13 protein-coding genes, 1 tRNA gene and 1 riboswitch are annotated in these 14,044 nt (G+C 42.1%); of the genes, 10 read left to right on the top strand and 4 right to left on the bottom strand.

Translation table 11 applies throughout. From position 1 onward, the window contains the following. The first annotated feature begins 409 nt into the window (after positions 1-409). Positions 410-802 (top strand): hypothetical protein, encoded by a 393-nt coding sequence (locus MKX34_RS02430; protein ID WP_051491249.1) that lies wholly within the window; start codon positions 410-412, stop codon positions 800-802. Between the two features lie 197 nt (positions 803-999). Here MKX34_RS02430 and MKX34_RS02425 read toward each other — a convergent pair whose 3' ends face one another. Beyond that, positions 1,000-1,413: an ASCH domain-containing protein gene (locus tag MKX34_RS02425; RefSeq protein WP_076101343.1), complete on the bottom strand. Its 414-nt coding sequence runs from the start codon at positions 1,411-1,413 to the stop codon at positions 1,000-1,002. 332 nt (positions 1,414-1,745) lie between these two features. Between MKX34_RS02425 and MKX34_RS02420 the strand changes: the two genes are divergently transcribed. From MKX34_RS02420 to MKX34_RS02400, 5 genes are all read left to right on the top strand, one after another. Then, positions 1,746-2,159: a MarR family transcriptional regulator gene (locus MKX34_RS02420; protein ID WP_076297302.1), complete on the top strand. Its 414-nt coding sequence runs from the start codon at positions 1,746-1,748 to the stop codon at positions 2,157-2,159. Between the two features lie 13 nt (positions 2,160-2,172). After that, complete coding sequence (locus MKX34_RS02415; protein ID WP_036682566.1) at positions 2,173-2,994, top strand: SDR family oxidoreductase; 822 nt, start codon at positions 2,173-2,175, stop codon at positions 2,992-2,994. A gap of 191 nt (positions 2,995-3,185) precedes the next feature. Then, positions 3,186-3,530, top strand: coding sequence for a DUF3221 domain-containing protein (locus tag MKX34_RS02410; RefSeq protein ID WP_036682568.1), 345 nt, complete (start codon positions 3,186-3,188; stop codon positions 3,528-3,530). A gap of 310 nt (positions 3,531-3,840) precedes the next feature. Then, positions 3,841-4,170 (top strand): hypothetical protein, encoded by a 330-nt coding sequence (locus MKX34_RS02405; RefSeq protein ID WP_076297301.1) that lies wholly within the window; start codon positions 3,841-3,843, stop codon positions 4,168-4,170. Between the two features lie 224 nt (positions 4,171-4,394). Next, positions 4,395-4,610: a hypothetical protein gene (locus MKX34_RS02400; protein WP_038568499.1), complete on the top strand. Its 216-nt coding sequence runs from the start codon at positions 4,395-4,397 to the stop codon at positions 4,608-4,610. Between the two features lie 277 nt (positions 4,611-4,887). Here the strand turns inward: MKX34_RS02400 and MKX34_RS02395 are convergent, their stop codons facing one another. From MKX34_RS02395 to MKX34_RS02385, 3 genes are all read right to left on the bottom strand, one after another. After that, positions 4,888-5,691: an undecaprenyl-diphosphate phosphatase gene (locus MKX34_RS02395; protein WP_076297300.1), complete on the bottom strand. Its 804-nt coding sequence runs from the start codon at positions 5,689-5,691 to the stop codon at positions 4,888-4,890. A gap of 722 nt (positions 5,692-6,413) precedes the next feature. After that, positions 6,414-6,485: transfer RNA gene (locus MKX34_RS02390), tRNA-Thr, on the bottom strand. Positions 6,486-6,579: 94 nt separating this feature from the next. Beyond that, complete coding sequence (locus tag MKX34_RS02385; protein WP_036682575.1) at positions 6,580-6,888, bottom strand: MTH1187 family thiamine-binding protein; 309 nt, start codon at positions 6,886-6,888, stop codon at positions 6,580-6,582. Positions 6,889-7,266: 378 nt separating this feature from the next. Next, positions 7,267-7,502, top strand: a riboswitch (cobalamin riboswitch). Positions 7,503-7,743: 241 nt separating this feature from the next. Between MKX34_RS02385 and MKX34_RS02380 the strand changes: the two genes are divergently transcribed. The 4 genes from MKX34_RS02380 to MKX34_RS02365 all read left to right on the top strand — a co-directional run bounded on the left by MKX34_RS02380 (position 7,744) and on the right by MKX34_RS02365 (position 13,947). Beyond that, a complete protein-coding gene (locus MKX34_RS02380; RefSeq protein ID WP_036682578.1) occupies positions 7,744-9,729 on the top strand; it encodes an anaerobic ribonucleoside triphosphate reductase in 1,986 nt (661 codons plus the stop codon). Continuing rightward, positions 9,726-10,241, top strand: a complete 516-nt coding sequence (nrdG, locus tag MKX34_RS02375; protein WP_036682580.1) for an anaerobic ribonucleoside-triphosphate reductase activating protein — start codon at positions 9,726-9,728, stop codon at positions 10,239-10,241. Before MKX34_RS02380 ends, nrdG begins: the two co-directional genes overlap by 4 nt. Positions 10,242-10,296: 55 nt before the next feature. Next, complete coding sequence (locus MKX34_RS02370) at positions 10,297-12,630, top strand: ribonucleoside-diphosphate reductase subunit alpha (protein ID WP_036682582.1); 2,334 nt, start codon at positions 10,297-10,299, stop codon at positions 12,628-12,630. Between the two features lie 285 nt (positions 12,631-12,915). Continuing rightward, on the top strand, positions 12,916-13,947 hold the full coding sequence (locus tag MKX34_RS02365; RefSeq protein WP_036682584.1) for a ribonucleotide-diphosphate reductase subunit beta: 1,032 nt from the start codon (positions 12,916-12,918) through the stop codon (positions 13,945-13,947). The last annotated feature ends 97 nt before the right edge of the window (positions 13,948-14,044 follow it).

The raw sequence follows: 14,044 nt of genomic DNA, 5'->3' as shown, positions 1-14,044 counted from the left end.
AATTAATAACAGTTTAGCGCCCGGCACCCACAATTGTCAATCAATTCCTTTCGATGATCCCCCTCATTATTACCATACAAAAAAAGCGCCTAAAGGCGCTTCGCATAAGGTTTTTCATTAAATTTTAAAGTAACTGTATATAGCCCAATATGGATATCCATAAGGGAACACTCAGAATTAAACCAAAAAACAATCCACGCTGGAGGCTGCCCTCTTTTTCCATCATAATTCTCCTTTATGTGCGTCCGATACATTAATTTTTATTATTACAATTTTAATATAATTTATTCTTCGTTATTTAGTTGTGAATTTAATCACATTGAATAAGCTGTTTAGAAATACCATTGATTATTTTTGGAATATCGGGGTAGAATACGAATATACGTTCCTATTAGAGGTGATGAGATTCATGCATAGAGCAGAAAGCAGGGACAACATGCTGGTGAAATCTTATTTATTGCTTCCGATGATTTTATCAGCTTTCGAACGGGACTCCGCCATTTTATCTACACACTTACGAACACCCGCCCCTTATCTGGAGGTGCTTGGAACAGCTGCTGCAGTAGCTACAACAGATCTAAGGGATGTTCGTGCAGAAATGAGAAGACGGGGAATCAAGGTGTATGAGCAAAACAGACTTAATACGGGAATTGAAGCCAAGTATATATGTCGTGGCTATCACGAACGAATGCTGCTGTTGAATGACATTGTTGCGGCTCAGGCTGCCATCCATATGCGCAGATACCTAGGGCTGGATATTTCCTCTTTTAAGAGTTACGAAGAACAGTATCAGATTAAATAAAGCTGTATAGAAGCCGCTCTACTCTCCCCCCAATCAATTAGTGAACAAAAAAATAGGCCTTACCATGGGAGTTGGCAAGACCTGAGAGAGATATACCACAAAACACTGGGGGGTGTTTGGTGTCTTCAATATATACCTCGAACCTGAAAAAAAGCTGATAGGCACATAAAAATTACATTAAAAATATCATTCGCCGTTCAGAAGTGATCCGAATGCTCCCACAAGCTTAGCCGACCTTTGGCTGGAATTGGATGGCGCAGTGAGTGAACCTCTTCAAGCTTCCAGGCAAAACGTCCTTCGCTATAGTCGCCAAAATCATATTCGTTCCCATTGATCCATTCCCTTAAATCCACCTCTGGAGTAACCACATAACATCCCGCGAGCTGACCTGTAGCAATAATAGCTCCTGTCGGCAAATTATTTGCTGTATAGCCATGTTTCGCCAATACTGATTTGTACGGTTCCTGTTCACAAATCTTTTTGTCAATCCTCATTCCGGCATGGATGCCTAACTCGCCGCGGTAGGCTGTTCTCCATGAACGAGTTTCAAACTCTTTTTCACCAAGAGCAATTAAGGTCGCCCAAGGCTGCCGTATTGTTATACACCGCATGATATCTATCCCCTTTGTTTATGTTGGACGTTTGTCACGGATGCCACGGATCTCGATCTCGCGTTGTGTAATCTTGCTCTCCTAGACTTGATAAATAATCCCAACCGTTTGGTCGATACTCATTTCCATGATTGATCGCCTCTAAAAATAAGAACATTCATTTTTATTATATACAAACAAAAGTTCTTATAAAAATATCAATATTATTGACATTCACCTGTAACTCCCCACAATTTAAACAAATAAAATAATTAAAATTGATAAAGGAGAATATAGTTTGTATACTAATCAAGTAGTTAGTGTGCAAACTATTTAAAGAGGGGAATTAATTTATGGACAACCCAGGACAGTTATTAATAAGAGTAAGTCTTGAAATGAAAAAAAGCTTAACAAAAAAACTTTTACTTTATAATGTAACAGCTCCTCAATGGGCAGTATTAAAAGATATATCTATTCATTTAGAAGGAACAACTCCAGCTATGATTGCAGAGCGAACTTACTCGGATCGCCCTACAATAACGGGTATACTCGAGCGACTTAAAGCAAAAGGACTTCTGGACATTAGAGATAATCCAAATGATAAACGATCAAATCTTGTATTTATTACAGATTCGGGAATGATAATTAAGAGTCAAATAGAAGTTCTTAGTGACGAAATCATGGATAACGCACTTAAAAATATTTCTGAACAAGAAATGTCCACGTTTATGAACGTGCTTAAAATGATCTATTTAAATATTAGTTAGGGAAGTGAGACTTATGATTCTAATCACAGGGGCAACCGGTAATGTAGGACGTGAAGTGGTTAACGAACTAAGGAAAAGTGAAACACCTTTTAAAATTGCCTCCCATCGAAAAGACAGTGAGTATGTTTATTTTGATTTTGAAAATGCTGATTCTTTTCGTCCAGCGTTAACAGGAGTGAAAAAATTATTTTTACTGCGCCCTCCTCATATAGCTGACGCAAAAAAATATTTCCAACCCCTCATAGATATCGCAAAGGAAGTCGGAGTTGAACACATTGTGTTTCTATCTCTATTGGGCGTAGAGAAAAACCCAATTGTTCCACACCATAAAATTGAAAAAATCATTAAAAAATCAGGAATTCCATATACTTTTTTACGCCCAAGTTTCTTCATGCAAAACTTAATTTCTCAACATGGGGAAGAGCTACGTAAAGAAAAGGAGATCTATGTACCCGCAGGAAAAGGCAAGACTAGCTTTATCGATGTTCGTGATATCGGTACTGTAACAGCTAGAATCCTAACTGAGAATGGTCATGAAAATAAAGGTTACTCGTTAACGGGAACTGAAGCGCTAGATTACTATGAAGTAGCTGAAATTTTATCTGAAGAGCTAGGAGAAACAATCAAATATGTTAATCCATCAGTTCTTCAGTTTAGAGATAAAATGTTAACAAAAGGAATTCAAAAAGAATTTGTGACTGTTATGATTGGAATTTACTTCACTGCAAAAATTGGATTAGCCAAAAAAATCACGCCCGATTTACAAATATTACTTGGTAAAAGACCCATTACATTCAAAGAATTTGCACATGACTATAAGTACGAATTAGTTTAATCATGGTGGTTTTTTGGCTAAACCATCAGGAAGCATTTCAGGATACATTGTTACTGCCGCGTGCGAGGGGAATCAATAAAGGTCGTCATAATGGATATGCTGCTGTTTATTCTTATATTGGTAATGTACAAAATGCTATGCCTGTGCAACCGATTTTAAACTAATGTCGTAACCACTAGAGGGGAAGGTCCATGATTCAAAAACCACGTACTACTATTAAATGGACTCTTATTTTTGTTTTTTTGTTATTAGTCACCGCCTGTAGTAAGAATGATGAAGTTTTGAAAGGAATTGTACATACAATAGATGTAGAAAATAAAAGAATTTTAGTAATTTCCGAATTAAAAGAAGAAGACTTGAACAAGGAATACAAGGAGGTGCTCGAATCTAATGAGTACTCTCAAGCCATTTGGGTAAATAAAGTTGCACCTTCTAAATATAAAAAAGGCGATGAGATTAATGTATTTTTTGAAGTAAGTGATGATTCATTCCCTGCACAAGTTACCGCCAAAAAAATCACCAAAATCAAGAATTGAGCAAAAAGAATAGAATCTACTATAAAGAAGCGGCTTCTCCAAAGGGACGGCGCTTCTTTATTATGAATAATCTCTCCCGGACGAAACATTTGCATAATCTGAATATAATAATTCTGGAACATTCTGTAAACTGAAAAAGCTCACCAACCGAAGCCAGTAGGCATAATCCCAAGCATTTGGGAATTTACTCTTTGTTGGAATTACTGAAACCTTACGAAACAACTATAGGAGCTTATACTTAATTCTCATTGTTCAAAAAGCATCTCAATCTGGTGAAATACTAATAACATTCGTAGATTGGAGGTTTACCATGACAGAAATTGACGAGAGAAAATGGGGACAACAGGATCCTATCAAAGAACCACCAGATCGTTATGCACAGTTTTTAAAAGTTGTATCACTAACCTTCGTGGCTGTCACATTCACTATTATTTTCACTGAGATGAACAGGGGCAGCTTTCCCCTTAAGCTCATTTTCTTTGTTATTGGACAATTCTTCATTTATGGATATGTGATGAAAAATGTGTCCAAGACCTCAGAAAAATTCAAAAATTTCTGCAAGAAATTAAAAATAAAACTACCCATTCTCTACATTCTATATTTCTTGTTTCTCTTCTATATTGGGCAACCATATTTATAAATTTACTCTGTGCAAAAAAGTGACCCCACCACTTTCGGCAGGGTCTAGATCTATTTTATAAGGGGGTTATGTGATTACTATAATCCTCTTAGCTTAAATAAGTATGAAGCCCGTCTAAAGATTTGCTGAAATATTATTATTTTTATCGAAACCGATCAAATATAGTAACGTATCAATCTTAATTTTCAAATTACTACATATACAAAATGGAGGTGTGTATAAAGATGAAAATATTGAGTCTATTGCTTGTAGCATTGTCTTCCATTGGAGTAGTTGCCACATTCGGATTTTCAACATTCAGCTTAATCACAGGAATTATAGGAGGGCTTATTGCAGCATTTGCAATTTCAGGCTACTTGCAGTCTGTCAGACGTGATTACCCCAATGAGAGCTATGAGAATAAACAAGTTAAGTATCAATCGAACTATAATACTTGGTAAGCAAAAGCCCCACCTTAAACTGGTGGGGTTTTTCATATTCCCAAACACTTGTAAAATCACTTTGTGATATTAATGGTAGAAGAAACAAACGAGGGATAATGGCTAGCTGTAGAAATGCTTTCACCGAAAATTCATTCCTTAGTTCATAGACTACTTGAGCTTTGTCTTGTTTGGTGATTTCCCCTTGTTTTGAACCTCTAGTTTAATCTGTGCAGGATATGATGTATAGCCCTTTTTAAAAGCTTCTTTCCCATGATGTTCATATTGATTAATCCAATTACTGTATGACAATTAAATAGAAGAGAGCTGCTAAAACAAACCGGTATAGAGCAAACCACTCCAATCGAAGTCGCTTAATCAGTTTGATGAACGTCACTACTGCAATCATTGCCACAAGAAAGGATGTCGCAAAGCCAATTAACATTAGAAGTAAATCGTCAGAACTCAGCAAATCACGATTATCGTACAAATCCAACAAGCTTGCACCAAACATAACTGGCACAGAAATAAGGAATGTAAAATCTGCGGCGGCTTTTTGGCTAGTGCCAAGCAACAGGCCACCTGAAATTGTCGAACCTGATCTCGAAAATCCCGGCCATAACGCCAAGCATTGGAACAGACCAATTCCGAAAGCCTGTTTATAATTAATCCCATCGATAGTATCAGCGGTTTCAGTCCGCCTATTTCGCGCTGCAATGATCATCAACACGCCACCAACAACTAGACCGATCAAAACAGGGGTTGGGCCAAATAATTGGCTTTTTATTGTGTCCTTGAAGAGAAGATATAGGATTAATGCTGGTAACATAGCCAAAATCATATGAATGACATTTAATCCTTTGCTTTTGGAAAAATCCATTCTAATCATATTAACCCCAATTTCCAAATACCTTTTCCAATAAAGAATTAGAACTGCCATCACTGCACCCAACTGAATAACAATTTTAAAAGTTATTGCAGCATCTCCCTCAAAGCTAAGCAAATCGCCTGCTAAAATAAGGTGTCCAGTAGATGATACTGGTAAAAATTCAGTTAAGCCCTCTATTATGCCAAGTATTATTGCTTTAATTACGTCAGTCATCAGTGGATTGTCCCCTTTCGAAAATAAAATCATTTAATTTCCAGTATAAGGGAGACACGTAAACTTCCCCATCGATTAACCTAACAATATTCAATTCAGAATGACATAATTGTCACATTGCTCATTATTTCAGTCTTAAGGGGGCTTTGGTTTGCAAAACACAAAATATTAAGTATAATGTTACTGTCGAAACGCTAAGGCGTCTGTACAGGATGGCTACCTGGCACTGATGATGGCAGGCCAAGCGCTTTATAAAGTTTTCTTTATGTGTATTTATACTTTAGGAGCGTGGTTATCTATGAAAATTAATATTACCGCACATTTTAACATTGATATTACTTTATCTCTTCATCTGTTAGCCGTAGCCAGTCTTGCTTATGAACTCAGTTCACTGACGAGCTCGTGAAATTCGAGCGAAAAGTATCTGTACTAAGACACCTTGTGGTGTCTTTTTTATTTTTATAGTAATTACCATCTAACCGATCTGCCCCCGCAAGAAAAAAGCAGCTTATGCTGCTCCTCCTCCACCATCCTTCATTCTGATTGCTGTCAGCTTGCGACACGCCTTCCATCTGCTCGACAGTGACCACTAGTCATACCGTTTTCATTAGCGATTTCGCCATGTCTTATCTTTTAGAAGAATGTTAGAAGCCAGGGGATTTAATGAAAAATGACGCGGTCCCGAAACCTCGGAAATCCGCGCCACGTATGGTTTTTTGGGATGCTGGTGAAGGGAATTGAACCCCCGGCCTACGCATTACGAGTGCGTTGCTCTACCCCTGAGCTACACCAGCTTAAGGCTGATTTTTCTGTCAAACAAAAAATATTATACAACTTTCAGCCAGAAACGCAAGCCTATTTCTCCCTGTTTTCCGCCCTCCTAAACTGCTAATCCACCTGTAGCTTACGCTCCACAGACTCTAACTTTCCACGGCTAGTGGAGGGTTTATCGCGGCGGTCGTCTATTTTAAGTGAGGTAGAGACACGTTCTGCACCTGCGGCAAAAGGAGACTCATGCAAAGCTTCTACCGCGGCAAAAATGCGTTGCAGAGGCCCTTCGATGATCGTCCCCATGGACGTAAGTTCATATGTAATCCCTTCTACTGTCTTCAGCACCCGCTGCATATCCGCAACATAGCTGCTAAGACTGGTACTGCCTGTTCCAATTGGAATAACTGTAACTTCAGCAATAGGCATGAGAATACCTCCTCGAAATTTTATAGTACCTATCTTCTTCCATTGTAACAATTCCACCGCTCTGTCACAAACTAAGCAAGATTATCCTCCCTTATCTTTTCTATTTCTTCTGATTACTTCAAAATATGACTTTGGGCTAAGAGTATTTTCTCATGCGCAAATTCTAGGGTCATCTGCACTATATTTATGGACTCTTTGTGGCATCTTTTCGGACAATTTATGAATCATTTCGCATCTCCCTGTGGATCAATTGTGGATTACTTATGGACAGCCTGTGGATCATTTGTGGAGTACTTTTAAAGAACCCGCTCCCCGCGCGGGTTTTCTAAAAAACTGTTTACAAACACAACATCTTGGGTTATTTTTATCTAACGACAACAAAATATAGTGGAGACAGGCGCTTTGATCCTTAACCGGATTTAGAGCTTAATAGGGAAGCGCGGTGAGAATCCGCTGCGGTCCCGCCACTGTAACCGGATGGCCTTCTTAAGCTTCTGGGAAGCTTGAGAATCCACATCTCCCGGCAGATGCCACTGAGGGTTAGGAACACCCTTGGGAAGGCGCCGAGAGATCCCACGGAAGCCAGGAGACCTACCTGTTTCGACGACACCAACTATTGATGCCTGCGAGGAACAGGGATGGTGTCCGCATGCGGTCATCTACGTAGAGACCTCTGCAAATATCCGTGTGGATATTTACATAACGCATCGGGCATTTTCTGCCATCCTCGGGTAGGGGATGCTTTTTTTATGTAATCAGAACAAATATACGACTGCTTATGGCAGTCCAACTTCCTATGGATATATGGATTTGATGATAGATGTTTTTCTTTTATACTGAGAGGAGAGCTGTACAATGACGTTGTTGGAGAGACAATTTAATGGAGTAGAAAATGCACGGGAAGTTCTTTTAGAAGAGCTCATTGATTTAGGCCGGGATATTATCGACAGTCGGGATATGGACCTATTGCGCGAGAATGCCAATTTGAATGGAGAGAGTTTCTCCGGTAAAATGAGCAAGTTCGGCAGTGAATATTCAAAATGGTACGCCCGCAATTTTACGATGCCGCCGCAGCTAGTGCAGGCTATTGATGACAATGTCGTCTATGTGCATGATCTGGATCAATACGCGATTGGAACGACGAACTGTATTTTTATCCCGTTTGATAAACTTCTCCGTGAAGGTTTCAATACCGGCAACGGCAGCGTTCGTCCTCCGAACTCAATAATGACTGCTATGTCTCTGGTAGCGATTATTTTCCAATCCCAGCAAAATGCTCAATATGGTGGTGTATCCGCCAATAAACTCGACTATGATCTGGCACCTTATGTAACCAAATCCTTCGCCAAGCTGTTCCGCAAGGGTCTGGATTATTTTGAAGAAGGACAAGCTGATGAATCTTTGGGCGAGATTACGATGAGCCGGACCGATCTGGCGGAGTTATATCCAAGAGCGTTCCGTTTTGCACTAAAGGAAACCGAAATCGAAACCCTGCAAGCGGCTGAAAGTATGGTACATAATCTGAATACCATGTCCAGCCGATCCGGTGGACAAATACCGTTTACCAGCATCAACTACGGTACTTGTACTTCACCAGAAGGTCAGCTTGTGATCAGTTCTCTGCTAACAGCAACTATGAACGGACTTGGCAGCGGAGAAACACCAGTGTTCCCGATTCAAATCTTCAAATGCAAGCAAGGAATCAATCAACAACAAGGCGATCCTAACTATGAACTGTTCCTAAAAGCGGCTGAATGTTCTGCGCGCAGACTATATCCAAACTTCGCTAATCTGGACGCTCCGCTCAACTTGCAGTATTATGATCCAAGTGATCCTGATACGGAGTTCGCTACAATGGGCTGCCGAACCCGAGTGCTCGGTGACCGTTTTGGTCGTAATCATTGCTCTGGAAAGGGCAACCTTTCCTTTAATACACTGAATCTGGTTCGGCTAGGTCTGGCACACGGCACAGTAACAGGCAGACGTACCATCGCAGACGAAGCTGGCTTCTATGAAGATCTAAATCATTATATGGATATTGCGCTGGAAGGACTTCTTCATCGGTTCCACATTCAAACCGCACAAAAAGCTAAAGCTTCCGATTTCATGATGCGAGAAGGCGTCTGGGAAGGCGGCGAGCATCTTGCACCTGATGACACTGTAGGCGATCTGCTAAAGCATGGCAGTCTGTCTCTTGGCTTCATCGGTATGGCGGAATGTATGAAAGCTATGTACGGCAAACACCATGGCGAGGATATGGAAGTTCATGCCAAGGCGCTGGCTATTGTGCGTCATATGCGGGACTATTGCGATCGGAAAAGTGAGGAACTGGATCTCAACATCACTCTGTTCGCAACTCCAGCAGAAGGTTTGTCCGGTAAATTCACAAAAGTTGACCGCAAGGTACTGGGTTCCATTCCGGGCGTAACCGACCGTGAATATTATACGAACTCTTTTCACATCCCTGTATACTTCGATCTGGGTGCTGCTCAGAAGATCAGCTTGGAAGCTCCTTTCCATGAATATTGCAATGCCGGGGCTATTTCTTATGTCGAATTAAACGGCAATGCCCGCAACAACCCATCGGCTTTTATCAAAATCATTAAATATGCGCTCGAACAACAGGTCAGCTATTTCAGCATTAACCATCCGATTGACCGCTGCTCCAGCTGTGGATACGAAGGCGTAATTGGGACAAACTGTCCTTCCTGCAACGCACATGAGAATGACGTGCACATCCGCCGTTTGCGCAGAGTTACAGGTTATTTAACCGGCGACTATCAGACCCGCTTTAATGCCGCCAAACAAGCTGAAGTACGGGATCGCGTTAAGCATCTATGAATATTTGCGGTTACTATCCGGAGTCGATTAACGAGGGAGAGGGCATGCGGGCCGTCCTCTTTCTCAGCGGCTGCCGCCATCGTTGCCCGGGATGTTTTAATCCCGAGACATGGAACTTTAAATATGGAGAAGTCTTCACCTTAGAACGACAACATGAAATTATTGCAGAAATCGCCGCTAACCCTTTGCTGGATGGTCTGACACTGGCAGGCGGCGATCCTTTTTTCTCAGCAGAAGAGTTGCTGGGGTTCATTCATGAGCTTCGCGCTGTACTGCCAGGCTTCTCAATCTGGATTTACAGTGGTTATACGTACGAAGAACTTACAGCCCTTCCCGGTACGCCGGAATGGGATCTACTTAAGCAGTGTCAGGTGTTAATAGATGGAAGATTTGTAGAAGAACTGAAAGATACTACGCTTCTCTACCGGGGAAGCTCCAACCAACGCATTATCGACATTCCGGCCAGCATGAACGGCTCGGAGGTCTTTCTGTGGCAGCCTGCTGCGCTATAATATATCAATTTTTGATATTGAAAATTAATTTGAAATAAGAAGGGATGAACTAACCATGCCGCAATTCGTAGTAAAACCGGATAATCGCCAACTGGCTTTTGATGAGAACCGTCTTTCCGTCTACGCTGACCGTATTCTGGAAGGTCTCGATCAACTAAATAAAGAAACTTTGCTGCGTGGAGTGAATTCCAAACTGCGTCGTGACTCGGTAAGCGGAGAAGAAATCAGCAACGCCTTCACCATGAGCGCTCTAGAGCTTGTAACAAAAGAAGAGCCTACCTGGAAGTTCGCAGCTGCCCGCGCCCTTCTGACAACCCTTTATAAAAAAGCTGCTGTTCATCGCCGCTACAAAGCTTATCCAGAAGAGCCTTACGGTGAATTGTATCCACTAATTACGGATCTCGTGAAAAAAGGAATCTATCGCGAAGAACTTCTAAGTCATTACACCAAAGAACAAATTATCGAACTAGGTGGGTGTATCGATTATACACGCGACCTTTTGTTTGACTATATCGGTCTGCTTACGCTATCCGACCGTTATTTGGCGCATGATTTTGACGGCCGTGTGATGGAGCTTCCACAAGAACGTTATATGATTATTGCCATGTACCTGATGCACCGTGAGCCAGCTGAGAAACGTCTTGAGCTTGTAAAAGAAGCTTATTGGGCTATGAGCAACATCTACATGACTGCTGCTACACCTACAATGTCTAATGCCGGCAAAAAGGTCGCTGGACAGCTATCCAGCTGCTTTATTGATACTGTAGACGATTCCCTAGAGGGTATCTTTGACTCCAATACAGACGTAGCACGTCTAAGCAAAATGGGTGGCGGCATCGGCGTTTACCTTGGAAAAGTACGGGCACGTGGTTCGGATATCCGTGGCCACAAGAACACAAGCTCCGGCGTAATCCCTTGGATTCGCCAGTTGAACAATACAGCAGTCAGCGTAGACCAGCTGGGCACACGTAAGGGTGCTGTAGCTGTTTATCTTGATGTATTCCATAAAGATATTCTCGCTTTCCTTGATCTTAAGCTGAACAACGGTGACGAGCGTATGCGTGCACATGACGTGTTCCACGGGGTCTCCCTGCCTGACCTGTTCATGGAAGCTGTAGAATCGCGCAGCCACTGGAACCTCTTCTGCCCTCATGAAGTGAAAAAGGTCATGGGCTGGACTGATAAAAATGGCCGTCCACTAGGATTGGAAGATTTCTACGATGAAGAGCTTGGCAAAGGTACTTTCCGTGAAAAATATGCTGAAGCTACAGCGAACCTGGAATTATCCCGGATCACTGTTCCTGCGATCGACATCATGAAACGGATTATGAAATCACAGCTAGAGACGGGTACACCGTACATGTTCTACCGTGATACCGTGAACCGGACCAACCCAAACCGTCATCAAGGTATGGTTTTCTCCTCCAACCTGTGCACAGAAATTATGCAGAATCAGTCTGCAACAGTAATTGAACAAGAAGAATTAGTAACTAAAGATGGCCAGACCCGGATCGTTATTTCCAAAATCCCTGGCGACTTCGTAGTCTGCAACCTGAATTCAATTCACTTGGCACGGGCGATTCCAGCTGGCGTATTAGAAAGACTTGTTCCGATCCAAGTCCGTATGCTTGATAACGTAATCGACATTAATAATATTGAAGTTCTGCAGGCACAATACACGAACAGCCAGTACCGCGCAGTAGGTCTTGGCACATTCGGCCTGCATCATCTATTGGCACTCAAGGGCATTCGTTGGGAATCCGATGAAGCCGTAGAATATAACAATCATTTATATGAACATATCAACTACCTGTTGGTTCGTTCGAGCATGGAGCTCGCCCGTGAAAAAGGCCGTTATCCGAAATTTGCTGGCTCCGATTGGGAGACTGGCGCATACTTCACTTCCCGCGGGTATGTTAGCGGTGAGCAAGAAGGTAAATATGTAACGACTGAGCAATGGCGCGAGCTGCAAGAAGAAGTAGCTAAGGACGGCGTGCGTAACGCTTGGATGTTCGCCATTGCGCCAAATGGATCTACATCGATTATTGCCGGCTCCACCGCCAGCATTGATCCGCTGTATGAACTGCTATCCTATGAAGAGAAAACAACTTATAAGATCGCTAACCCAGCACCGGATCTGTCCGACAAAACGATCTGGTACTATAAGACAGCATTTACAATTGACCAAAACTGGTCGATCCGCATGGCTTCTGCTCGCCAGCGTCACGTCGATCAAGGCCAAAGCTTTAACCTGTATGTTCGTCCTGACATCAAGGCTACCGAGTTCCTGGAACTGCATCTGAATGCCTGGAAGGGCGGCTTGAAATCAACTTATTATGTGCGTAGCCGTGCTTTGACTATAGAAGAGTGTGAATCTTGCGCTAGCTAATTATCTTAGTGCCCTGAATAGAAAAACGATGATGAATTTCGTAACTGCGAGGAATGTTTGGGCTTCCGGCCGCTGTTGTCATCAGATGTCTTGATCTTTACCGCTATTAGCGGATGACATCCGATGACAGCATATGCTTTCGATGCGAGCTTTCCTACGGAAAGCTTTCGGGCGAACGCTGACGCTCCTACAGCTCCAAACTTCCTCTCCGTTACTCCATCACCATCTTTCTATGAACAAGACACCAAAGAAAGATTACCCGCGCAAAAAATGGAGGGATAAGAAATGCAATTACAAAAGATTTTTAATACTGAAGCACCTAATCAATCCACACGCATTATCGACGGTGAATGCTCAGGTATTCTGAACTGGAACGATATTCGCATGCCTCATATGTACAAGCTGTATAAGGTGCTGCTGCTTAATCACTGGATCGCGGATGAAATTCCAATGTCCAAGGATGCGCAACAATTCCCGATGCTGGATGCCGAGGAACAACGCGTATTTAAGATTAATATCTCCCTACTCGCTGTGCTGGATTCGATGCAGACGATGTTCGTGAGCGACGTGAAGCGTTATTTCACCGATTCCTCTTTGGAAGCTATCTCCGCTATTATCGGGCAGCAAGAAGTGGTGCATAACCAATCCTATTCCTATGTTCTATCCTCTATCGTGTCGGAGAGTGAGCAGAAGGAAATTTTTGAATATTGGAAAAAAGACCCTGTCCTGCTGGAACGCAATCAGTTTATCTCTGATATTTATCAAGAGTTCCGTGATAACCCTACGAGACAGACCTTTTTCCATGCGCTGGTAGCAGATCTCATCTTGGAAGGGATTTTCTTCTACAGCACTTTCGCCTTCTTCTACAATCTGGCCCGTGACCAGAAGATGATGGCGACCAGCCAAATGATCTCTTATATTCAACGTGACGAGAATCAGCACTGCTACTTCTTCGCAGAAGTATTTAAGCAGCTGCTCGTAGACTTCCCTGAGCTGAACACCAAAGAAAACATGGATTACGTATACCGTACCATCGACCGCGCGGTAGAGCTCGAAACCAACTGGGCTTACTACACACTTACTAACGTGCGTGGCATTGATCTTAACGAGCTTAGCGACTACATCAAATATACAGCGAACAAACGTCTGACTTTGATGGGTATGGAAAAAGCTTACCAAGGTGTTGACGTTAACTGTATGCCTTGGATCAAACCATTCTCCGATGATGCGCTTAATGCTACCAAAACCGACTTCTTCGAAGCCAAATCCCGCAACTACGGTAAGGTTGGCGACGATAACGGATTCGACGATTTGTAAGACCGGATATATAACGAGCCCTATATATAAAAAGAGGCCATTCTCTACTTTCACAGTGAGATGGCCTTTTTGCTATAGCTTATATAATGCAAAAAGC

It is taken from the genome of Paenibacillus sp. FSL R5-0636, from assembly GCF_037974255.1.
Taxonomy (GTDB): Bacteria; Bacillota; Bacilli; order Paenibacillales; family Paenibacillaceae; genus Paenibacillus_AQ; species Paenibacillus_AQ odorifer.
Note: the sequence above shows the minus strand (reverse complement) of the source record. Positions and strands in the feature narration are given on the sequence as shown.

Bases quoted from the DNA above. Each gene is read 5' to 3' on its own strand.
- MKX34_RS02420 (WP_076297302.1), top strand. From the start codon at position 1,746: ATGGACAACCCAGGACAGTTATTAATAAGAGTAAGTCTTGAAATGAAA.
- MKX34_RS02425 (WP_076101343.1), bottom strand. From the start codon at position 1,413: ATGCGGTGTATAACAATACGGCAGCCTTGGGCGACCTTAATTGCTCTT.
- MKX34_RS02370 (WP_036682582.1), top strand. From the start codon at position 10,297: ATGCCGCAATTCGTAGTAAAACCGGATAATCGCCAACTGGCTTTTGAT.
- MKX34_RS02430 (WP_051491249.1), top strand. From the start codon at position 410: ATGCATAGAGCAGAAAGCAGGGACAACATGCTGGTGAAATCTTATTTA.
- MKX34_RS02400 (WP_038568499.1), top strand. From the start codon at position 4,395: ATGAAAATATTGAGTCTATTGCTTGTAGCATTGTCTTCCATTGGAGTA.
- MKX34_RS02405 (WP_076297301.1), top strand. From the start codon at position 3,841: ATGACAGAAATTGACGAGAGAAAATGGGGACAACAGGATCCTATCAAA.
- MKX34_RS02395 (WP_076297300.1), bottom strand. From the start codon at position 5,691: ATGACTGACGTAATTAAAGCAATAATACTTGGCATAATAGAGGGCTTA.
- MKX34_RS02410 (WP_036682568.1), top strand. From the start codon at position 3,186: ATGATTCAAAAACCACGTACTACTATTAAATGGACTCTTATTTTTGTT.
- MKX34_RS02385 (WP_036682575.1), bottom strand. From the start codon at position 6,888: ATGCCTATTGCTGAAGTTACAGTTATTCCAATTGGAACAGGCAGTACC.
- MKX34_RS02380 (WP_036682578.1), top strand. From the start codon at position 7,744: ATGACGTTGTTGGAGAGACAATTTAATGGAGTAGAAAATGCACGGGAA.
- nrdG (WP_036682580.1), top strand. From the start codon at position 9,726: ATGAATATTTGCGGTTACTATCCGGAGTCGATTAACGAGGGAGAGGGC.
- MKX34_RS02415 (WP_036682566.1), top strand. From the start codon at position 2,173: ATGATTCTAATCACAGGGGCAACCGGTAATGTAGGACGTGAAGTGGTT.
- MKX34_RS02365 (WP_036682584.1), top strand. From the start codon at position 12,916: ATGCAATTACAAAAGATTTTTAATACTGAAGCACCTAATCAATCCACA.